Origin of the sequence: Cellulomonas endophytica (genome assembly GCF_004123805.1) — a bacterium.
GTDB lineage: Bacteria > Actinomycetota > Actinomycetes > Actinomycetales > Cellulomonadaceae > Cellulomonas > Cellulomonas endophytica.
In genome coordinates this window covers 102,603-123,609 of the sequence record NZ_RWJX01000002.1, presented here as the reverse complement: position 1 = coordinate 123,609, position 21,007 = coordinate 102,603, and the positions used below count along the sequence as shown (strand labels likewise).

Below are 21,007 nucleotides of genomic sequence, written 5' to 3'. Positions count from 1 at the left end.
GCCGACGCAGGACGGCGAGCAGGGGGCGGACGCATGGACAGGTTCTCGGGGGCACGGCTGTGGGAGGCCGTGGTGGGGATCGTGGTGCTGGTGGTGGCGGGCGTGGTCGTGCTGCGGCCCGTGCTGGAGGACCGGCCCGAGGCGCGGGGGCTCGTCGAGGTGCTGGCCGCGGGGTGCGTCGCGCTCGTCGTGTGGCTCGTCGCGCTCGTGCTGCCGGCGGCCCTGCGCAGCCGACGCCCGGAGCACGGGCTGCCCGTCGTGACCACGGAGCTGCGCCGGGAGGCGGCGGACGACCGCCGGCTCGACGGCGCGGGCCCGGCGCGGACCCTCGACGGGGCCGCCGCGCCCGAGGTCGTCACCGTCCCGGCGGCCCTCCGCACCCCGCGGGTCGCGGCGATCCGGCTCCCCGCCGCGCCGGCCGGGCTTCCCGCCGCGCCGGCCGGGCTCCCTGCGGTGCCGGCGGGGCTCCCCGTCCCACGGGCCGGGCTCCCCCTCCCGCCGCCGCTGCCCGTGCCTCCCGCGACGCCCGGCCGCCCGGCGCCGCCGCCGCGGTTCACGGCGTGAGCGGCACGACCCCGGCACCGGCGGCGCCCGGGCGGCGCACGGTGCAGGACGTGCTCGTCGACCTGTCCGGCGCGGACCGCGCGGTCCTGGCCGAGGCGCCCGGCGAGACCGTGAAGCAGGCCGGGCTCGGCGGCGCGATCCTCACGACGGCCGTCCTCGCGGCGGTCTCGGCGACGGTCGCGCTGCGCACCGCGGTGGACGCGCCGTGGTGGCTCGCCGTGCCCGCGGCGCTGGCGTGGGGGCTGGCGATCCTCAACCTCGACCGGTGGATCGTCGTCTCGACGCTGCGGCAGCGCCACTGGCCCCTCACGGTGCTGTTCGCGCTGCCGCGCCTCGGGCTGGCGGTCCTCATCGGCGTCGTCGTGTCCACCCCGCTGACGCTGCTGGTCTTCCGCGACGAGATCGGTGCCCAGCTGCAGGTGCGGCAGGCGGAGCAGCTCGCCGCGTTCGAGGCGGGCCTCGCCGACGACCCGCGCTTCGCGGACCTCGACGCCGACCGGGCGGAGGCCCGGGACCTCGAGGCGGCGATCGCCACGGGCGTCCCCGCCGACGCCGTCCTCACCGACCCGGAGGTCGTCGCCCTGACCGGGCGCCTGGCCGCCCTCGACGAGGAGCACCGCCAGGCCGAGCTCGCCGTGCAGTGCGAGAAGGAGGGCACCTGCGGGTCCGGGGTGCCCGGCGCCGGGATCGCCGCCGCCGACAAGGAGGCGCGCCGCGAGCGGCTCGCCCAGGAGCGTGCCGCCCTCACGGCCGAGCTCGAGGCCACCCGCGGGCGGGTCGCGACGGAGGCCGACGCCGAGGCCGCGACGGCGGTGGGCTACCAGCGGCAGCGCCTCGCGGAGCTGTCCGACGAGATCGCGGCCGACACGGCCGCGCGGGACGCGGCGCTCGCGGCGAACGGGGCGGCGGTGGCCGACGACGACGGCCTCCTCGCGCAGCTCGGCGCGCTCACCGCGCTCGAGCGGGCCGACCCCACGTTGCGCACGGCCCACTGGACCCTCTTCGGGTTCCTCACCGCGCTCGAGGCGATGCCGGCGCTGCTCAAGCTCGTGCTCCTGCTGGGCCGGCCCTCGCTCTTCGAGCGGCTGTCCACCACCGCCGACGAGCGCGTGGCGGGTCGGGCGCGGCTGCGCGGACGGCTGGAGCGCGACGAGGCGCAGGACGTCCTCGCCCACGCCCGGGCGGTGGCCGGCGTCCGTGCCGAGGCCCAGCTCGACGCCGAGACCCGCAGCGCGTGGGCCGCGTCGCGCGCGCAGGCCGACCTGGCGGAGCAGGCGGTGGCGCACTGGCGCCGGGCGCGGGCCGCACGGATTCCCGACGAGGTCGACGCGTGGATCACCGAGGAGGCGGCGGCGACGCGGGACGGCGGCCGGGGCGGCCTCCACCGCGACCTCTGACGAGCAGACCCGAGGGCGTGCTCGGCGGCACTCCTCGAAGCGCACAGGTCCGCGGTAATCCGCGGCCCGTCGCGGACACTTCCCGGTGTGAGGTCCCCCGACGCAGGCGCCGAGGCGTGGTTCGACGGGCTGTGGCGCGCGCACGCGCCGCGGGTGCAGGCGTACGCCCTGCGCCACGTGGGCCCGCGGGACGCGGAGGACGTGCTCGCCGAGACGTTCACGGTCGCCTGGCGCCGCCGCCAGGACGTGCCGGCCGACGCGCTGCCCTGGCTGCTCGTCGTCGCCCGGAACACGATCGCGAACACCCGGCGCTCCGAGCTGCGGCACGACGAGCGCGTCGCGGCGCTGAGCCGGGTGGCGGCCGCGCCGGACGACCTCGAGGGCGACGTGGCGGAGCGGGCGGTCATGCTCGACGCCCTCGCCCGGCTGCCCGCGGCCGACCGGCAGGCGCTGCTCCTCACCGCCTGGGACGGGCTGGCGCCGGCCGCCGCCGCCGCGGTGGCCGGCTGCTCCACCACCGCCTTCTCCGTGCGCGTCCACCGGGCGCGCGGCCGGCTGACCCGCCTGCTGCGGGCGGCGGAGGCGGCCGAGCCCGGAGGCGCCACCGACCGCACCACCCTGCGCACCACGAGAGGACGGTGACCGTCATGGACCTGGACACCCGGCTCCGCGCGCTCGCCCCCGTCGGCACCGCCGACCCCGAGGGGCTGGCCCGCGCGCGGGAGCGCGTCCTGCGGGGGCAGGCCGTCCCGCCGTCGGTGCTGGACGCCGAGGCCGTGCAGGCCGTCCGCCGCCGGCCCCGCTCGCGCCGGCGCCTGTGGGCCACCGCCCCGCTCGCCGCGGCCGCCGCGGTCGTCGCGGGCGTGCTCCTCACGGCCGGCCCACCGCAGCCGGCGTTCGCCACCTGGACCGCCACCCCGCAGGCGCCGGACGCGGGGGCGGCCGCCCTCGCGGAGACCTCCTGCCGTTCCGGGGCCCCGGCCGGCACGCGCCCGCGGGCCGTGCTCGCCGAGCAGCGGGGCGTGGTCGTGCTCACGGTCCTCGAGGACCGGGACGGGCCGTGGAGCACCGGGTGCGTCTGGAGCCGGCACGACCAGGCCGAGGGCTCGATCGCGGGTGCCACGGAGGTCGAGCCCCCGGCCCCGGCGCCGGGCGGCCTGGCCCTCGTCGGTCAGGTGAGCACGTGGTCGCAGGAGGACGGGGACTGGTCCGTGGTCTGGGGATGGGCCGGTGCGGGCGTCGAGCGCGTCGTGGTCGACCGCGAGGTGGGCGGGCCCGTGACCGCGACGGTCACGGACGGGTGGTTCGCCGCGTGGTGGCCGACACAGGCGCAGGCGGCGACGCTCACGCCCTACGCCGCCGACGGCACCGCGGGCCCGGCGGTCGCGGGCGGCTGGTGACGGGAGCGTTCCGGCGGGGCCAGGATGACCCGGTGGACGAGCGCGCCGACCCGGTGACCGAGCGCGCCGGGGACCGCGTCCCCGTCACCCCGGAGACCTGCGGGGACGTGCCCGGTCCGTTCTTCCACGGCACCCGCGCGGTCCTCCGGGCCGGGGACGAGCTGGTCCCCGGCAAGGTGTCGAACTTCCAGGCCGGGCGGGTGATGCGCCACGTGTACTTCGCCGCGGTCCTCGAGACGGCGGTGTGGGGAGCGGAGCTGGCCATCGCGCTCGCGGGCGACGCGGGTGACGCGGGCCGCGGCCACGTGTACCTCGTCGAGCCGCTCGGGCCCTTCGAGGACGACCCGAACGTGACGGACAAGCGGTTCCCCGGCAACCCCACGCGCTCCTACCGCAGCCGCCACCCGCTGCGGGTCGTCGGCGAGGTGGAGAGCTGGCCGGCGCACCCGCCCGAGGTCGTCCGGGGGATGCTCGACGGCCTCGCGGCACTGCGTGCCCAGGGCCGCGACGTCATCGAGGACTGAGCACCGGGGGCCGCCGGGCGCACTCAGGCCGGGCGGTCGGCGGCGGCGCGGGGGCGGACCGGGGGGATCGCCGCGAGCAGCGCCCGCGTGTAGTCCTCGCGCGGGTCGGCGAAGAGGTCCGCGGCGGGCCGGTGCTCGACGACCCGCCCGCGCTGGAGCACGAGCACGTCGTGGCTGACGCGCTCGACGACGGCCAGGTCGTGCGCGATGAACAGGTACGTCAGCCCCAGCTCGGCCTGCAGCCGGGCGAGCAGCTCGAGCACCCGCGCCTGGATGGACACGTCGAGGGAGGCGGTGGACTCGTCGAGGATGACGAGCTCGGGCTCCAGGGCGAGCGCCCGGGCGATGGAGACCCGCTGGCGCTGCCCGCCGGACAGCTCGTGCGGGTAGCGGTCGGCCCAGGCCGCGGGCAGGTCGACGAGCCTCAGGAGCTCCGCCACCCGGGCGCGCGCCCCGCCGCGGCCGCCGGCCAGCCCGTGCACGACGAGCGGCTCCGAGACCGACGTGCCCACGGTGGAGCGGGTGTTGAGCGAGGAGAACGGGTCCTGGAACACCATGGCGATGCGGCGCCGCAGCGCCTTGAGCGCCTTCCCCCGCTGCTGGAGGACGTCCACCCCCGCGAGGTCCGCCCGGCCCCCCTGCGGCCGGACGAGTCCCGTGAGGACGTTCGCGATGGTCGACTTGCCCGACCCGGACTCGCCCACGACGCCGAGCGTGTGACCGCGCCGCAGCACGAACGACACGTCGTCGAGGGCGTGCACGTGCGTCCGCCCCGCGGGTGAGGCGACGGCGAAGCGCACGTCGAGCCCCTCCACGGTGAGCAGCGGCTCGGCCGAGGCCGGCGCCGGCGCGGGCCGGTGCTGCCCGAGGAGCGGCCGCGCGGCGAGCAGCTCGCGCGTGTACGGGTGCTCGGGCCGGTCGACGAGGTCGAGCACCGGCCGGCGCTCCACCTGCTCGCCGCCGCGCAGCACCGTGACCTCGTCGGCGACCTGCCCGATGAGCCCGAGGTCGTGGCTGATCCACACGACCGCCGTGCCGAGGCGGTGCTGCAGCTCCCGGACCAGCTCGACGATCTGCGCCTGCGTCGTCACGTCGAGCGCGGTCGTGGGCTCGTCGGCGACGAGGAGGGCCGGGTCGCACGCCAGCGCCACGGCGATCATCACGCGCTGCCGCTGCCCGCCGGAGAGCTGGTGCGGGTAGGCGTCGAGCCGCGACGCCGGCTCCGGGATGCCGACGGCCTCGAGCAGGTCGAACGCGCGGTCCCGGGCCTTCCGCCCCGACAGCCCGCGGTGCGCCTCGAGGCTCTCGGAGATCTGCCGCCCGAGGGTGAGGATCGGGTTGAGCGAGGTCGAGGGGTCCTGGAAGACGAAGCCGATGCGGTCGCCGTGGACGCGGCGCAGGGTCCGCGCGGACGCGCCGACGAGCTGCGTGGTCCCGTCGCCGGCACCGGCACCGGCGGTCCCTCCGCTCCCGGCACCCGCGGTGGCCCCCGTCGAGGCGCCCCCCGCCTCCCCGACGAGCGGCGCGCCCAGCACGCTGCTGCCGTGCACGACGGCCCCGGGCAGGTCGAGCAGCCCGGTCGCGGCGAGCACCGTCATCGTCTTGCCCGAGCCGGACTCGCCGACGATGCCGAGGGTCTGCCCCGGCTCGACGGCGAAGGACACGCCGCGCACGACCGGCGTCGGCCCGATGGCGACCCGCAGGTCGTCGACCGCCAGCACGGGCGCGACCCGGCGGGCGCTCACGGGCGCACCCCCGCCCGGCGGTGGGCCCGCAGCAGCCGGCGGGTGCGCAGCAGGGAGCGCTGGCGCGGGTCGAGCACGTCCCGCAGCCCGTCGCCGAGGAGGTTGAACGCGAGCACGGTGACGAAGATGGCCAGCCCGGGGAACACGGCCATCCACCACGCCTGGGACAGGAAGCCCTGCGCGTCGAAGAGCATCCGCCCCCAGGAGGGCCGCGGCGGCTGCACCCCGAGCCCGAGGAACGACAGCGCCGCCTCCGACAGGATGGCGAAGGCCACCGACAGCGAGGTCTGCACGATGACCGGCCCGGCGATGCCGGGGAGGATGTGCCGCCGCAGGATGAGCGCGTGCCCGGTGCCCATCGTGCGCGAGACCTGCACGAACGGCTCCACGCGCACGGACAGCGCCGAGGCCCGCGCCACGCGCGCGAAGATCGGCGTGTAGACGATGCCGATGGCCAGCTGCGTCGTCGTCAGGCCCGGGCCGAGCACCGCGACGATCGCCAGCGCGAGCAGCATGACGGGGAAGGCGAACATGACGTCGACGAGGCGCATGAGCACGGTGTCCAGCCACCCGCCGGCGTAGCCGGAGACGATCCCGGCGCCGACCCCGACGACGAGCGCGAACGCCACGGCCACGACGGCGACCTGGAGGGACACGCGGGTGGCGACGAGGGTGCGCGAGAGCACGTCGCGCCCGAGGTCGTCCGTGCCGAACCAGTGCGCGCCCGAGGGCGGCTGCAGGGCGGCGGGCACGTCGACGGCGTTGACGGCGTAGGGCGCCAGCGCCGGCCCGAGCAGGGCGACCACGAGCACGACGAGCAGCACGACCGCGCTGACGACGTTCACGGGGCTGTCGAGCAGCAGCCGCCAGCCGGCGGCCGGGCGCGCGGCGGGCCCCTCGTCGGGCCGCGCGGCCGTGGCCACCCCCGACGGCCCGCCCGGCTGACCGGGCACGGCGTCCTCGGGCAGCGGCGACCCGGGCGTGAGCTGCGTCATGAGAGCCGGATCCGGGGGTCGGCGAGCGAGTAGAGGACGTCGACCACGAGGTTGACCAGCAGGAACAGCGCGGCGACGAGGAGCACGGCCCCCTGCACCAGGGCGTAGTCGCGCGAGGCCACCGCGTCGTAGGTCAGCCGCCCCAGGCCGGGCCAGGCGAAGACGACCTCGACGACGACGACCCCGCCGAGGATCGTCGCGAGCTGGATGCCCGTGATGGTGAGGATGGGGATGAGCGCGTTGCGGACGATGTGCCGGCGCGTGACGACCGCCGCCGGCAGGCCCTTCGACCGCGCCGTGCGCACGTACCCGGCGTGCGCCACGTCCAGCACGGCGGTGCGGATGTAGCGCGTCATGATCGCCGCCGCGACGAGCCCGACCGTCAACCCGGGCAGCACCACGTGCCGCGCCCAATGCGCCGGGTCCTCGGTGAGGGCGGCGTACCCGCTCGTCGGGAGGAGCCCCAGGCCCACGGCGACGCCGAGGATGAGGAGCTGCCCGAGCCAGAAGTCCGGCACGGACACGCCCGCCTGGCTCGTCACGCGCACGATCGCGTCGGAGAGGCGGCCCTCGTGCAGCCCCGACCAGATCCCGGCGGGCAGCGCGACGAGGAGCGCCACGAGGAGCCCGACGACCGCGAGCGAGACCGTCGCCGGCAGCCGCTCGAGCAGCGTGACGGCCACGGGCTGACCGGTCCGGAAGCTCACCCCGAGGTCGCCGGTCACGGCGCCGCCGAGGTAGGAGAAGAACTGCGCGGCGAGCGGCCGGTCCAGCCCGCTCGCGGCGCGCAGGGCGGTGTACGCCTCCTCGGTGTAGCGGGTGCCCAGCGCGATCCGGACGGGGTCGCCCGGCACGAGGTGCACGAGCGCGAAGACCACCACGAGCACGCCGAGCAGCACGACGAGCGAGTGCAGCACCCGCCGCCCGAGGAACCGGGCGACCCGCGCGAGGGTCACCGCTGCGCCAACGTCACGTCCCGGAACCGGATCGCGCGGTCGGAGCGCGCCGTGTAGCCCTCGAGGTCCGTGCTCCAGGCCTGGATGACCGAGGGGTTGTACAGGTAGATGTAGCTGGCCTCGTCGGCGATGGTCGTCGCGGCCTGCGCGTACAGGTCCTTGCGGGCGGCCTCGTCGGTCTCGGTGCGGGCCGCGTCCAGCAGCCGGTCGACCTCCGGGTTGGCGTAGCCCTGGGCGTTCGACCCGCCCTGCGAGTGGTGCTGGCTGTAGTAGAAGTCGTCGGGGTCGATGTTCCCGAGCCAGCCCATCATGAGCAGGTCGAAGTTGCCGCTGTTCTGCTCGTCGAGCCAGGTGGCGAAGTCGACCGTGCGGATGTTGACGGTGATGCCGAGCGGCTCGAGGTTGCTCGCGATGATCTGCGCGGCCGTCACGGTCTCGGGGTAGTCCGAGGTGGCGAGGAAGTCCATCGTCACGGGACCCGTGACACCGGCCTGGGCGAGCAGGTCACGGGCCCTGGCCTCGTCGTAGGAGTAGGTCGAGTAGTCCGTGTACCAGACCGAGTCCTCGGGGATCGCGAGCTGGTTCTCCTGCGCGGTGCCGTAGGAGACGGCCTGGAGGATCGACTCGCGGTCGATGGCGTAGGCGATGGCCTGGCGCGCCTCGACGGTGCCCCACGGCTCCTTCGCCTCGTTCAGGGCGAGGTACCAGTAGTCGTTGGACGGCGTCACGCCGACCTCGACGCCCTCCGCCCCCTCGAGCGACTCGAGCTGCTGGGCCGGGATGGAGTCCGTCCAGTCGATCTCGTCGTTCTGCAGCGCGGCGATCGCGGTGCTGCCCTCGGAGACGAACGTGTAGTGGATGCCGCCGATCTCCGGCGCGCCGCCCCAGTAGTCGGGGTTCGCCACGAGGTCGATGGAGTCGCCCGGGGTGTAGTCCGTCAGCTCGAACGGACCGGTGCCGACGGGCTTCGTGGTGATGTCGCCGGACTCGACGTTGGCCTGCTCGACGATCGCCAGGCCCTTGAAGCCGCCGAGGCTGGACAGCAGGTTCGGGGTCGGCGCCGAGACCGTGATGGTGACCGTGGAGTCGTCCGTGGCGACGACGTCCGTGACGGAGCCGAACTTCCAGGCGTTGGAGAGCTCCTCGTCGACGATGCGGTCGTAGGAGTAGACGACGTCCTCGGCGGTGAACTCGCTGCCGTCGTGGAACGTCACGCCCTCGCGCAGGGTGAACGTCCAGGTGAGGCCGTCCTCGCTCGTCTCCCACGACTCGGCCAGCGCGGGCTGCATCTCGAGGTTCTCGTCGGGCTCGACGAGCGTGTCGAACACGTTCTCGAGGACCTCGAAGGAGAAGTACGACGAGGTGCTCTGCGGGTCGAGCTGGTCCGGCTCGCCGGCGATGGCCGCACGCAGGACGGGCCCGGTGGCCTCGCCGCCGCCGGCCGCGCCGCTCGCGCCCCCGTCGAGGTCGACCGCCTCGCCGCCGCCGGAGCAGGCGGTCAGGACGAGGAGGCCGGCGGTGGCGCCGGCGAGGCCGACGGTCAGCGCCCGGGGGGCGGGGGAGCGGCGCATGGGGTCTCCGGTGGTTCGGGCGGAGGTGACGTCGGCGCCGCCTCGTCGCAGCGTCGCCGTCTCGGTCGTTCGATCAGCACAGTGATCGTTGCATCAGCATGGCCCCGGACCGCAGAATCGGACAACCCACCCCGGCGAGTCGAAACAGGACTGCAACATGCCGGGTTCCCGTGCCGGTGGCGGCGCGGCCGACCGGCGGGAGCGCGCCCTGACCTACACGATCCTCGCCGTCGACCGGCGGGCCGGCCTCGTCGGCGGGGCGACGGCCAGCTTCTCGCTCGCCGTCGGCAACTCCGTGCTCGCGGTGCAGCCGTCCGTGGGCGTCGTCGCGAGCCAGGCGTGGACGAACCGCCGGCTGCGCGGCCGGCTGCTGGCGGCGCTGGAGGCGGGCGACGAGCCCGCCGTCGCCGTCGGGCGCGTGCCGGAGTGGGACGACGAGCCCGAGCTGCGCCAGGTCGCCGTGCTCGGCGTCGACGGCCGCGGCGCGCACCGGACCGGCGCGAGGACCAGCTCCTGGGCCGGCGGCCTGGTCCTGCCCGACGTGGTGGTCGTGGGCAACCTGCTCGCCGGCGCCCCCGTCCTCGACGCGATGCTCGCGGGCTGGGCGGGCTTCCCCACCTGGCGGGACCACGCCGGCGACCCCGGCGCGGCCACGCGCGACCCGTCGGACGGCGAGGCCGCGGAGGCCTTCGCCCACCGCCTCCTCGCGGCCGTCCGCGCCGGCGAGCGGGCCGGCGGCGACCTGCGCGGGCGGCAGAGCGCGGGGCTCCTCGTCGGGCGGACGGAGGAGACGGCCGCGTGGCCGCCGCAGCTCGCCGTCGACCTGCGCGTCGACGACGGCCTCGACCCGCTCGACGAGCTCGACCGCCTCCTGCGGCTCCCGGGTGCGGTGGCCGCGCCGGCGTGACGAGCGGAGCGGTGGGCGGCGCGACGAGCGCGACCCCCGGAGGGCCCGGCGACGGCGGACCCTCAGGTCTCCAGCGGTGTCACGGACCCGAGGACGACCGTGACGTCGTCGTGGGCGTTGGCCCACCAGTGCGGGGTGGAGCAGCCGTAGGTCATGGCGTCGCCGGGGCCGAGCTCGACCTCGCGCTCGCCGTGGACGACCCGCAGGCGGCCGCGCTCGACGAGCACCGACTCCGTGCCCAGGTGGCGGAAGGGGCGGCCCTCGTTCGTGAAGCCGACGGGCAGCGTCGAGCGGATGACCTGCAGGTTCGACTGCATGCGGGGGCTGAGCAGCTCGCGCACGGGTGGGGCGTCGGCGCCGGGCGTCTCCGGGAGGTGGTGGCGCTCGTCGGCCCGGACGACCATGCCGTCGCCGCCGAGCCGCGAGAGCAGCTGGGGCAGGGCCACCTCCAGCGCGCGCGCAAGCCGGTGCAGCGACGAGAAGCTCGGGTTGCCCTTGCCGCGCTCGAGCTCGCTGATGAGGCCGAAGCTCACGCCCGAGCGCGCGCTGAGCTCCTTGACCGAGAGCCCCTGCCGCCGCCGCTCGACCTTGAGCGCGGCCCCGAGGGCGGCGATCTCGAGCTGCGTCTCGTCGGGCCCGGGCACGCGGGCGAGCCTAACGAGGGCGTCGAGGGTCCCGGGGCGGGCGCCGCCGACCGCGCGGGGCGTCGCCGACCGCATCTGAGAGCGGAGCCGGTGCGGCCACGCCCGGGGGACAGGGACGCGGGGGACCATGAGGTGTGCGCCGCCGCCCCGCCCTCGCCGTCCCGCTCGTCGCGGCCGCCGTGCTCCTCGCTGGCTGCACCTCGTCGCCGGGCGGGGACGGCGCGGTCCGGACGGACGGGGCCACGCTCGGCACGGTGACGCCGTCGGCGACCACGTCGTCCGGGACGGTCCCGGCCCTGCGGGTCGAGACGGTGCTCGACGGGCTGGACCACCCCTGGGACGTGGCGCAGGCGCCGGACGGCACGCTCCTCGTCGACGAGCGGGCCGGCGGCTTCACGGCGGTGCGCCCCGACGGCACGGTCGTCCCGGTCGCGGCCGACCTCGACGACCTGTGGGCGCGCGGCGAGACCGGCCTCATGGGCCTCGTCCTCGACCCCGCCTTCGACGAGAACCGCCGCCTCTACACGTGCCAGGGCGTCGCGGACGCCGGTCCCGCCGACGGGCCCGGCATCGAGGTGGTCGCCTGGACGGTCGCGGCGGACTGGTCGGCGGCGGAGCGGGTGGCGGACCCGCTCGTCGCCGACATCCCCGTGAACGAGGCGTCGGGGCGGCACGGCGGGTGCCGGCTACGGTTCGACCCGGCCGGCGCGCTGCTCGTCGGGACCGGGGACAACGCCGTGGGGACGAACCCGCAGGACCCGTCGACCACCGCCGGCAAGCTGCTGCGGGTCGACCCGCGCACGGGCGGGGCCTGGCCCACCAACCCGTCCCTCGACGACCCCGCGGCCTCGCCCCTCGTCGTGCAGACCGGGCACCGCAACGTCCAGGGCATCGCCGTGCGCCCCAGCACGGACCAGGTGTTCACCGCCGAGCAGGGCTCCAGCGTGGACGACGAGGTGAACCTCGCGGTCGACGGCGGCAACTACGGGTGGGACCCGGTCGGCAGCGGGGTGTACGACGAGAGCGTCCCCATGACGGACCCCGCGATCCCCGGCGCGGTCGAGGCGGTGTGGGACTCGGGCGGCCCCACCATCGCGGTCAGCGGGATCACGTTCCTCGAGGGCGGGCACTGGGGCGCCTACGACGGGCTGCTGCTGCTCGGGGTGCAGAAGGGCACGGGCGTGCTGGCGCTGCGGCTCGACGCCGAGGGCGCGCTCCTCGAGCAGTTCCGGGTGCCCGAGCTGGAGGACGTCCTCGGGCGGGTGCGCACGCCGCAGCTCGGCGTCGACGGCGCGCTGTACCTCACGACGGACGACGGCGACGGCCGGGACCGGCTGCTGCGGGTGACGCCGCAGGGGTGACGAGCCCGGTCGGTCGGGCGGCGCCGGGCAAGCGCTCCCCCGTGCCCGCCGCAGGTCGGGGACGCACAATGTCCGCCATGGAGCCCTCCGCGCTGCTCGTCGCGCTGCTGCTGTCCGACGACGCGACGGACCCCGAGACGTGGAGGGCGCTCGGCCCGCTGCTGCCCGGGCCGGTCGCGACCGCCGTCTGGCAGACCCACCCGTCCGCGGACGCCGAGACGGTCGACGAGCACGTCGACGGCCTCGACGTCACGCGCGTCCCCTACGACCGGGCGCTGCCGCTGCACACCGCGCTGCGGCGCTCGTCCCGCTCGTCCCTGGCGTCCGCCCTGCTCGACCGGGCCGACCCCGGCGCCGTGGTCTACCTCCTCACGCACGCCGACCCCGTGCCGGCCCCGGTCCTGCGCTGGCTGTCCGTGCCCGAGAACGCCGAGGACGTCGCGATGCGCCCCGACGCGCACCACGTGCTCGCCGTGCGCGCCGCCGGGCCGGGGCCGGGCGGTGTGCCGAAGCCCCTGGTCGAGCTCGTCGTCGCCCGGCTGACCGCGCTCGTCCGCGAACCCACGGCGGCGCCGGGCGAGCGGCTGCGCGCCCAGCTCGCGCTCACCGTCCACGCCGCCCGCACGAGCACGCCGGAGTGGACGCTGGGTCAGCTGCGGGCGGCGCTGGAGCTTGCCGGCACGGTGCACTCGCACGCGGTGGTCGACGAGGTGCGCCGCGCCGCGAACGCCGGCGGCGACGCGCTGGCCCAGGTCGTCGCGGAGGTGCTCGCCGCCCAGGTCGGCCGGGCGCAGGTCCTGGGCGTGCTGCCGCCGGCGGCGCTCGGGCTCGACGCGCACGAGCTCACGGCCGGCGAGGCCGCCGCGGCCTGCCACGCGCACCCCGTCGGCAGCGAGGGCTGGTGGGACCTGGCGCTGCGGGCGCTGGCCGGTGGCACGCCCGGGCCGGCGCACCTGGTCGCGGTTGGCGCGCGGCCGCCGGCGGGCGTGCTCGTCGAGCTCGTGACGACCGCGCTGGCCGGCGCCGCGTCCGGCGGGGCCGCGGCCGACCTCGTGCTGCACCTCGCGGCGCACCTGCGCGGGCGCGACGAGCCGGAGGCCGAGCGCGCCCGGCAGGCGCTCCTCGCGGCGGCGGAGGCACCCGACGCCGGCCCCACGGTCCCGGTGGCGGCGGCACTCCTCGTCGACCCCGTCGGCCTGGCCGCCCGCCCGCTGGACGCGCTCGCGGCGGCCGCCGGCCCCGACACGGGCCAGGGCACGGGGGCGTGGGTCCTCGCCGCGGCCCTCGTCGCCGACCCCGAGGTGCGGACCGCGCTCGCGGCCCTGCGCGACGCCCCCGACGGGCTCGACGCCGCGCTGCGCCGGGTCGACGGGAGCGGAGCCGCGACGGTGGCCGACCTGGCCCTGCGCGTCTGAGTGGCTGTCCGCGCCGACGGCGGTCGTGCGGGCGCCGCTGCGTAGGGTGGCCGCGTGCTGGAGACCGAGCCCGACGGCGACGCGGGGTCCGCACCGCCGCCTGTCCCGCTCGACGTCCTCGCCCGGCGCGCCGGGGGGCCGTCGCTGTCCCGCGGCGTCGCGTACGCCTCCCAGGGCCGGGTGCAGGGGCGGACCTGGGACCCCGGGGCGCGGAGCCTGTCGGCGCACGTGCGCGGGTCGGGCGTCGCGTCGTACTCCGTGCGCGTGCGGTTCGGCGACGACGGGTCCGTCCTCACCGCGCTGTGCAGCTGCCCGGTGGGGTCCTGGTGCAAGCACGTCGTCGCGGTGCTCGTCGCGCGGGCGGTGCCGGTCGCCGCGTCCGCGCCCGCGGACCCGGTCGGCGCGGAGGGGCTGGCCGCCCCGGACCCCGTCCCGGCCGCGCCGCCCGGGGAGGACGACGCACGGGACGAGGTGCCCCGCACCTGGGCCCTCGTGCTCGACGGCGTCCTGCGTCCCGACGGCCGCCCGCAGCGGTCCGCGCGCCCGGTCTACCGCGCGCCCGTCCCGACGTCGGCGCTCGGCCTCGTCGTGGAGACGCAGGACGACCCCGGCGGGCAGCACCTGGACCCGCCGCGCAGCCGTCGCCTGGCCGCCCGGCCCGTGCTGCGCTCGGGGACCGGCCGCTGGGTGCGGACCGGCGCCACCTGGCGCGAGGTGCTGCACGCCTACGGGGTGGCGTCGGCGCCGCCCGGGCAGCGCGAGGCGCTGGCGGCGCTGCACCGCGTCGTCGACACCGAGGGCAGCGGGCTGTGGGGCGGCTTCGCGGGGGGCGGCGCCGCGCAGTGGGTGTCGCTGGACCGGGCGCCGACCGGGCTGCTGTGGGCCGCGCTCGACGAGCTCCGCCGCGCCGGCGTCCCCCTGCTCGAGTCCGGCAAGCCGTTCCGCGAGGTCGTGGTGCTGCCGGCCCCGCTGCGGGCGGCGGTCGACCTGAGCGACAGGGGCGGCGACCTCGCCCTGCGCCCCGCCGTGCTCGACGTGCCGGCCGGTCTGGGCGACCCGTTGGCCGAGAGCGCCCGCGCCGGCCTCCTCGGCGGCCGGTCCGCCGGGGGCCTGCACTGGGAGGCGCCGGACGGCCGCACGGTGCTGGCTCGGCTGGCGCAGCCCCTCGACGCCCGCGGCCAGGCGATGCTCACCATGCCCGGCGCGCTGCGCATCCCCGCGGACACCCGCGCGCGGTTCTGGTCCGGCTACGCGGCGACCCTGCGCACGCTCGTCGAGCTGACGAGCGACGACGGCACGGTGGCGGTGCCCGCCCCGGCCCGGCCGGTCCTGCGCCTCCGGGTCGCCCCGGCGGACGGGCTCGGCGTGCGCACGGGGTGGACGTGGGTGTACCGGACGCCTCCCGCCGCGGACGAGACGGACCACGAGGGGGCACGGGGCCCTGAGGGCGACAGGGGCGACGTCCCCTCGGCCGAAGCCTTCCCGCCCGTGCCCGTCGGTCCGGTCGACCCCGTCGGCCAGCCGTGGCGCCGGCCGGCGGACGAGGCACCGGTGCTCGCGGCGGCCGCCGCGGCGGTGCGCGCCGCGCTCGTCGGGCTCCCGGACGGGACCGGCGACGAGGGCGGGCGGCTCGCCGCGGCGCTGCTGGCGCCGCTCGAGGGCGAGGGGCCCGGGGGCGAGGGCTCCGGCGTCGGCAGGTCCGGCGGTGCCGACGCCGAGCTCGGGGCCTGGAGCGCGGCGGCCCTGGTCGCGCACGTGCTGCCCGCGCTGGCGGGCGTCCACGGCGTCGAGGTGGACGGGGCCGGCGAGCTCCCGCGGTTCCGCGAGGCGTCCGGCCCGGTGGAGGTCCTCGTCGGGCAGACGGGCGACGAGCCGGCGGAGGAGGCGACCCCGGAGGGCGAGGGCGAAGGTGCGGGTCGCGGCGAGGGCGACGGCGACCCAGGCCGTGCGGGTGCGGGCGGAGGGGAGGCGCCGAACCTCGGGGGCGACCGGGACTGGTTCGACCTGTCCGTGACGCTGCGGGTCGACGGGCGCGACCTGCCGCTGGCGCGCGTCCTCACGGCGATGGCCGCCGGCGACGGGCGCGTCATGCTCGACGACGGGCTGTGGGCGCGCATCGACACCCCCGCCCTGGAGGCGCTGCGCACGCTCGTCGCCGAGGCGCGCGCCCTCGCCGACCCGCGCGGCCGCCCCGGCCAGGTGCGGGTGAGCCGCTACGACACCTCCGCCTGGGACGAGCTGGAGGCGCTGGGGGTCGTCGTCGAGCAGGCCCGGGCCTGGCGCGCGGCGGTCGAGCACCTGTCCGCGCTCGCGGCCCCCGAGCTGGAGGACGCCGAGCCGCCGGCGGAGGTGCTCGCCACGCTGCGCCCGTACCAGCGGTCCGGGTTCGCGTGGCTGCGGCGGCTCGTCGCGGGCGGGCTCGGCGGCGTGCTCGCCGACGACATGGGCCTGGGCAAGACGCTCCAGGTGCTGAGCCTCGTCGCCTGGTTCCGCGGGCCCGACGGGCCGCCGGCCGGGCGCACGGGCCCGGTCCTCGTCGTCGCGCCGACGTCGGTCGTCGGGACGTGGGCCCAGGAGGCGGCGCGCTTCACGCCGCACCTCGTCGTGCGGACGGTCGACGCGACCGCCGCCCGCCGGGGCGTGCCGCTCGCCGAGGTCGCCGCCGGCGCGGACCTCGTCGTGACGTCCTACGCGCTGTTCCGGCTGGAGGCCGACGAGCACCACGCCCTGCCGTGGTCCGCCCTCGTGCTCGACGAGGCGCAGACGCTGAAGAACCACACCTCCCGCGGCTACGCGGCGGCGCGGACCCTGGCGGCGCCCGTGAAGATCGCGATCACCGGGACGCCGCTGGAGAACTCCGTCCTCGAGCTGTGGGCGCTGCTCGGGCTCGTCGCGCCCGGGCTGCTGCCCGGCCTGCAGCGGTTCACGGAGCACTACCGCCGGCCCATCGAGCGCGAGGGCGACACGGCCCGGCTCGCGGACCTGCGCCGGCGCATCCGGCCGTTCGTGCTGCGCCGCACGAAGGAGGAGGTGGCGGCCGACCTGCCGCCGCGGCTGGAGCACGTGGTCGAGGTCGACCTCGCCCCGGCGCACCGCGCCGTCTACGAGACGCACCTGGCGCGCGAGCGGCAGAAGGTGCTGGGGCTGCTGGAGGACTGGGAGGGCAACCGGTTCGCCATCTTCCGGTCGCTCACCCTGCTGCGGCGGCTCGCGCTCGACCCCTCGCTCGTCGACGAGGCGCACGCGCACGTCCCGGCGTCCAAGCTCGACCACCTCCAGGCGATGCTCGCCGAGATCGTCGCCGACGGGCACCGCGTGCTCGTGTTCTCCCAGTTCACGAGCGTGCTCGGGCGGGTGCGCGCCCGCCTGGACGCGGCGGGCACGTCCTACGCCTACCTCGACGGCGGCACGCGCGCCCGCCCGGCGGTGGTCGAGTCCTTCCGGTCCGGCGAGGCGCCGGTGTTCCTCATCAGCCTCAAGGCCGGCGGCGTCGGGCTGACGCTCACGGAGGCCGACTACGTCGTCGTGCTCGACCCGTGGTGGAACCCGGCGGTGGAGGCGCAGGCCGTCGACCGCGCGCACCGCATCGGCCAGACGCGGCAGGTGATGGTGTACCGGCTGGTGGCGGCCGGCACGATCGAGGACAAGGTCATGGCGCTCAAGGCCGCGAAGTCGCAGCTCTTCGACTCGGTCCTCGGCGGCGGCGACCTGGCGGACGCCCGCCTGTCGGCCGCCGACGTCCGGGACCTGCTGGCCTGAGCGAGCGGCCGCCCGCCGGGCTCGTCGCGGGTCGCCGCTCGAGAGGTGCACCCCGCGCGCGCCACCGGTCCGCGGCGGACCCGCCCCGCGCGCGCCGGACCGCGCCGGACAGCGCCGGAGGGCGCCGGAGGGCGCCCTCCGCCCCTCCTGCCGCGCCCTCGCGCGGCCACCCGGTCAGCCCCAGAGCCGCGCCACGGGCGAGGTGTCCAGCCCCGCGAGCAGGTCCGCGACCGACGAGTACACCGCGACGGCGCCGGCGTCGCGGAGCTCGGCCTCGCTGATGCCGCCGGTGAGGACGCCGAGGCACGGCACCCCGGCGCGGCCCGAGGACTCGACGTCCCAGGTCGCGTCCCCGACGTAGAGGGCGCGGTCCGCGCCCACGCCGACCCGGCGGAGCGCCTCCTGCACCAGGTCCGGGTGCGGCTTGGCGCCCTCGACGTCGTCCCCCGAGGTCACCGCGTCGAGGAGGTCGTCCGCGTCGAGCGCCGCGCGGATCTTCTCCAGCTCGTCCGCCGGGGCGGTGGTGGCCAGGACGGTCCGCACCCCGCGCTCGCGCACGGCGGCGAGCAGGTCCCGCGCCCCGGGCAGCGCGCGCATGTGCACGTCCGCGAGGGCGAGCGCGAGCTCGGAGTGCCGCGCGGTCACGCGCTCCTCCACGTCCTCGGCCCGGTCGCCGAGCACCCGGCGCAGCAGCATCGGGCCGCCCATCCCGACGAGCCGGTGCAGCCGCCAGGTCTCGACCGGCGTGCCGGCCTCGGCCAGCGCCTGCGACCACGCCAGGGCGTGGAGATACGTGGAGTCGACGAGCGTGCCGTCGGCGTCGAGGAGCAGCGCGGAGGGAGCGGGCATGCCCCCGGTCTACGCCACGTCGTCACCCGTCGCCCTCCGGCGGCCGGTCGGCGGTGCCGCAGGGAAGGGCTGGAGGAGGGCCGGGTCGGGCCCTCGTTCAGCCGACGAGGTGCGCCCGCCGCTCGACGACCGTGCGGGCCGGCAGCGTGGAGGTCGTCGTGGCGGTGCCCTCGACCGGGTTCCACGTCGCCGCGCCGGCGACGCGGTAGCGCCCCGTCCACGTCACGGTGCACGCGATCTCGACCGGGCCCGCGGACGTGAACGTGCGGGTGACGTCGGCTGCCGGCCAGGGGCGGCCGGGGCTCGTGGTCGTCAGCGGGGCCGAGCCGTCGGAGAAGGTCCACGTCCAGCTCGACGGCGTGGCCTCGACCTCGACGGGCGTGCCGAGGACGGTTGTGGTCAGCGTGGTGGGTGCCGGCTCGGCCAGCAGGACGACGGGCATGTTCACCAGCAGGTCGCCGACGGCCGGCTGCGCCCGCGCACCGGGCGCGGGGAGCGGCAGCCGCCGGAACTCCGCCTCGGTGACGGTCGGCACGGCCGCCGCCTCCGGCGCTGCTGCGCAAGTCGCGCCCTCGACGAATGTCCACCGGCCCACGGACTCACGAGGCCGCGAGAACAGCGGGAGGAGCGGGCGTTCGCCATCACCGCACTCGGGCAGCGCGCGCACCCCTTCACCGTCAAAGCAGGGGATTTCAGCGGGGCTGTGCGTCAAATTGGACGTGCGGATGCAAGCGTGAGTTCTCAGATATTCGTTTGGATCCGTTGTCCCTTGGCCGGTGGTTACCGGTGATGCGGTCTTTCCGGCGGACACATCACGCGCATCCCAGAGGTCAACGGTTGCCCTGTCGTCGTTTCGGCCCATGGCTCCCTCGGGAGTGAAAGGTAGAACCGCCAAAGCGAGAAAGGCGACAACCTCAATCATGCCGCAGAATTCACAGCGTCGTACTCGAGCACAATCCACTGGGAGCCGTTGTGGTGCAGCAGGGCGTCGGCATTGATCGACGTCCGCTCGCCGCTTTTCGAGGATCCGTCTACTCCGGTGGAGGTCCAGGCATCTTGTTCGATGATCAAGTGGACAAGGTGATCTTGGGCACTGTTGACGCCCACAAGCGAGGCCTCCAGCACCCTGGTTTGTCCGCCCTCAAAGCGATAGTCACCCCCCGCCTCGACGTCTTCTGCTACGACTTTGCAGTACGAGCACTCGGGATCGCTCACGTCCCGCCACGCCGCAAGGTCTCCCGTAGAGACGGCATAGCCGTAGAGCTCGCTGAAATAGACGGCGGCTGCAATGGCTCCGTCTGGCGAGGGGTCCGTCACCCTCGCGACCGGGGAGGGAACCGGTGTTGGGACCGGGACGGTTGTCGCGGTCGCGACAGGGCTTGCCATGGACGGGTTGCTCGTGACCGTCGGGAGCGCGATGGGGGCGGGGTCGTCGCCGCAGGCGGCGAGGAGCAGGGCGACGGCGCCCGCCGCCGCCAGGCGTGCCGCGGTGCGGGCCTTCGTCGTCACGGGCGAAATGGTGGCATCGGTCCGATCGTCGTGGTGCGGTCCCGGCGGATCTGTGGACCGCTGGGGTGACCTGCGATCCGCATCGTCACCCGGTCGGCCCAACGGGGCGGGCTCGGGGTGCCCGCTCGTCGGCGAGCGCTGGGTGGAGCGGAGTCGCCCAGCACGAGCGGCTCGTCGTCCACCAGTGGGCGGTCCTGCGGCTCAGGCGGCTCCCGCGCGTCCGTCCGAGCCCGTGCCGGCCGACTGCCCGGGCCGGTGCGCCTGCCCCGCGCGGATGACGGCGTCGAGCTTGTCGCGCGTCGCGGTCAGCTCGTCGAGCTGTGCCTGCACGCGATCCCGCTCGGCCAGCAGCCGCTCGTGCATCTCGTCGGTGAGGATGCCGTGCTCCATGCACGGCAGGATCCCCAGGACGGCCCTGCTGCCGAGACCGGCGGCGTAGAGGGCCTGGATGAAGAGCACCCGGTCGACGGCCTCCGGCGGGTAGTGGCGCTGCCCGCTCGCGCTGCGGTCGGCGACCAGCAGCCCCTGCTCCTCGTAGTAGCGCAGCGCCCGCACGCTGACGCCCGCCCGTGCGGCGACCTCACCGATGCGCACCCGACCTCCCGACCGATCGCGATGGACTTGACCCTGACGTCAACGGTAGGTCCTAGCGTGCCGCACATGACCACTGCACTCGTCACCGGCGCCAACCGCGGCCTCGGCCGCCACTTCGCCCTCGAGCTCCTCGCGCGGGGCACGACCGTCTACGCCGCCGCCCGCGAGCCGGGCACGATCGACCTGCCGGGCGCCCGGCCGGTCGCCCTCGACATCACCGACCCCGACGCCGTCGCCGCAGCTGCCGCGCTCGCCGGCGACGTCGACCTCCTGATCAACAACGCCGGCATCTCGACCGGCACGCCGCTGCTCGGTGACCTCGAGGGCGTGCGGGCGGACATGGACGTGAACTTCTGGGGGACACTGGCGATGGTTCGTGCCTTCGCACCCGTCCTCGCGGCGAACGGCGGCGGGGCGGTCGTCAACGTCGCCTCGGCGCTGTCCTGGTTCGCCTTCCCGGGCACCGGGTCGTACGCGGTCTCCAAGGCCGCGAACTGGAACATGAGCAACGCGCTGCGCCTGGAGCTCGCCGGGCAGGGCACGCAGGTCACCTCGGTCCACCTGGGGTTGGCCGACACGGACATGGCCCGGGGGGTCGACGGTCCGAAGACCGACCCGGCCGTCGTCGTCCGCCGGGTGCTCGACGCCGTCGAGGCCGGGGACCTCGAGGTCGTCGACGACGACTGGAGCGCGATGGTGAAGGCCTCGCTGGCCGAGGACCCCCGGGCGTTCTACGCCCGCTTCCTCTCGGCCTGACGCGTCGTCCGCCGCCGGCGTGCGGCACACGACCACGCGCCGGCCGCGGAGCGGACGCCGC

At 76.6% G+C, this 21,007-nt stretch carries 19 protein-coding genes; 10 read left to right on the top strand and 9 right to left on the bottom strand.

The window, feature by feature from the left end; translation table 11 throughout:
- Positions 1-33 precede the first annotated feature (33 nt).
- From EJA20_RS01245 to arr, 5 genes are all read left to right on the top strand, one after another.
- A complete protein-coding gene (locus EJA20_RS01245; protein ID WP_129336359.1) occupies positions 34-564 on the top strand; it encodes a hypothetical protein in 531 nt (176 codons plus the stop codon).
- Complete coding sequence (locus EJA20_RS01240; RefSeq protein ID WP_129336358.1) at positions 561-1,961, top strand: DUF4407 domain-containing protein; 1,401 nt, start codon at positions 561-563, stop codon at positions 1,959-1,961. The genes EJA20_RS01245 and EJA20_RS01240 overlap by 4 nt, the downstream gene beginning before the upstream one ends.
- 87 nt (positions 1,962-2,048) lie before the next feature.
- The gene (locus tag EJA20_RS01235; RefSeq protein ID WP_129336357.1) at positions 2,049-2,603 is read left to right on the top strand and encodes an RNA polymerase sigma factor; all 555 of its coding nucleotides are present in this window, start codon (positions 2,049-2,051) and stop codon (positions 2,601-2,603) included.
- 5 nt (positions 2,604-2,608) lie between these two features.
- Positions 2,609-3,361 carry a hypothetical protein gene (locus EJA20_RS19255; protein ID WP_240674860.1) on the top strand — a complete coding sequence of 251 codons (753 nt, stop codon included), beginning with the start codon at positions 2,609-2,611 and terminating at the stop codon, positions 3,359-3,361.
- 107 nt (positions 3,362-3,468) lie between these two features.
- Positions 3,469-3,885 (top strand): NAD(+)--rifampin ADP-ribosyltransferase, encoded by a 417-nt coding sequence (arr, locus tag EJA20_RS19250; protein WP_240674864.1) that lies wholly within the window; start codon positions 3,469-3,471, stop codon positions 3,883-3,885.
- A 23-nt stretch (positions 3,886-3,908) separates the two neighbouring features.
- On the opposite strand, the gene EJA20_RS01225 is transcribed toward arr, so the two are convergent.
- The 4 genes from EJA20_RS01225 to EJA20_RS01210 are packed head-to-tail and all read right to left on the bottom strand — an operon-like array spanning position 3,909 to position 9,152.
- The gene (locus EJA20_RS01225) at positions 3,909-5,630 is read right to left on the bottom strand and encodes a dipeptide ABC transporter ATP-binding protein (RefSeq protein WP_129336355.1); all 1,722 of its coding nucleotides are present in this window, start codon (positions 5,628-5,630) and stop codon (positions 3,909-3,911) included.
- The gene (locus EJA20_RS01220; RefSeq protein ID WP_129336354.1) at positions 5,627-6,625 is read right to left on the bottom strand and encodes an ABC transporter permease; all 999 of its coding nucleotides are present in this window, start codon (positions 6,623-6,625) and stop codon (positions 5,627-5,629) included. The genes EJA20_RS01225 and EJA20_RS01220 overlap by 4 nt, the downstream gene beginning before the upstream one ends.
- A complete protein-coding gene (locus EJA20_RS01215; RefSeq protein WP_129336353.1) occupies positions 6,622-7,581 on the bottom strand; it encodes an ABC transporter permease in 960 nt (319 codons plus the stop codon). The genes EJA20_RS01220 and EJA20_RS01215 overlap by 4 nt, the downstream gene beginning before the upstream one ends.
- Positions 7,578-9,152: an ABC transporter substrate-binding protein gene (locus EJA20_RS01210; RefSeq protein ID WP_129336352.1), complete on the bottom strand. Its 1,575-nt coding sequence runs from the start codon at positions 9,150-9,152 to the stop codon at positions 7,578-7,580. Before EJA20_RS01210 ends, EJA20_RS01215 begins: the two co-directional genes overlap by 4 nt.
- Positions 9,153-9,309: 157 nt before the next feature.
- On the opposite strand from EJA20_RS01210, the gene EJA20_RS01205 reads away from it, so the two are divergent.
- Positions 9,310-10,059: a DUF1028 domain-containing protein gene (locus EJA20_RS01205; RefSeq protein WP_240674858.1), complete on the top strand. Its 750-nt coding sequence runs from the start codon at positions 9,310-9,312 to the stop codon at positions 10,057-10,059.
- 62 nt (positions 10,060-10,121) lie between these two features.
- Here the strand turns inward: EJA20_RS01205 and EJA20_RS01200 are convergent, their stop codons facing one another.
- Positions 10,122-10,703: a helix-turn-helix domain-containing protein gene (locus tag EJA20_RS01200; RefSeq protein WP_240674856.1), complete on the bottom strand. Its 582-nt coding sequence runs from the start codon at positions 10,701-10,703 to the stop codon at positions 10,122-10,124.
- A 134-nt stretch (positions 10,704-10,837) separates the two neighbouring features.
- Between EJA20_RS01200 and EJA20_RS01195 the strand changes: the two genes are divergently transcribed.
- From EJA20_RS01195 to EJA20_RS19665, 3 genes are all read left to right on the top strand, one after another.
- Positions 10,838-12,064 (top strand): PQQ-dependent sugar dehydrogenase, encoded by a 1,227-nt coding sequence (locus tag EJA20_RS01195; protein ID WP_129336350.1) that lies wholly within the window; start codon positions 10,838-10,840, stop codon positions 12,062-12,064.
- A gap of 77 nt (positions 12,065-12,141) precedes the next feature.
- Positions 12,142-13,479 carry a hypothetical protein gene (locus tag EJA20_RS01190; RefSeq protein ID WP_129336349.1) on the top strand — a complete coding sequence of 446 codons (1,338 nt, stop codon included), beginning with the start codon at positions 12,142-12,144 and terminating at the stop codon, positions 13,477-13,479.
- Between the two features lie 54 nt (positions 13,480-13,533).
- Positions 13,534-17,238 carry an SNF2-related protein gene (locus tag EJA20_RS19665; protein WP_129336348.1) on the top strand — a complete coding sequence of 1,235 codons (3,705 nt, stop codon included), beginning with the start codon at positions 13,534-13,536 and terminating at the stop codon, positions 17,236-17,238.
- 174 nt (positions 17,239-17,412) lie between these two features.
- Here EJA20_RS19665 and EJA20_RS01180 read toward each other — a convergent pair whose 3' ends face one another.
- From EJA20_RS01180 to EJA20_RS01165, 4 genes are all read right to left on the bottom strand, one after another.
- Complete coding sequence (locus tag EJA20_RS01180) at positions 17,413-18,087, bottom strand: HAD family hydrolase (RefSeq protein WP_129336347.1); 675 nt, start codon at positions 18,085-18,087, stop codon at positions 17,413-17,415.
- A gap of 97 nt (positions 18,088-18,184) precedes the next feature.
- Positions 18,185-18,622, bottom strand: coding sequence for a hypothetical protein (locus tag EJA20_RS01175; protein WP_129336346.1), 438 nt, complete (start codon positions 18,620-18,622; stop codon positions 18,185-18,187).
- 383 nt (positions 18,623-19,005) lie between these two features.
- Positions 19,006-19,596 (bottom strand): DUF6318 family protein, encoded by a 591-nt coding sequence (locus EJA20_RS01170; protein ID WP_129336345.1) that lies wholly within the window; start codon positions 19,594-19,596, stop codon positions 19,006-19,008.
- Between the two features lie 201 nt (positions 19,597-19,797).
- A complete protein-coding gene (locus EJA20_RS01165) occupies positions 19,798-20,190 on the bottom strand; it encodes a MerR family transcriptional regulator (protein ID WP_129336344.1) in 393 nt (130 codons plus the stop codon).
- Between the two features lie 66 nt (positions 20,191-20,256).
- Here EJA20_RS01165 and EJA20_RS01160 point away from each other — a divergent pair, with 66 nt between their 5' ends.
- Entirely contained in the window at positions 20,257-20,946 is a 690-nt protein-coding gene (locus EJA20_RS01160; RefSeq protein ID WP_205687300.1) for an SDR family oxidoreductase, read from the top strand.
- Positions 20,947-21,007: the final 61 nt, after the last annotated feature.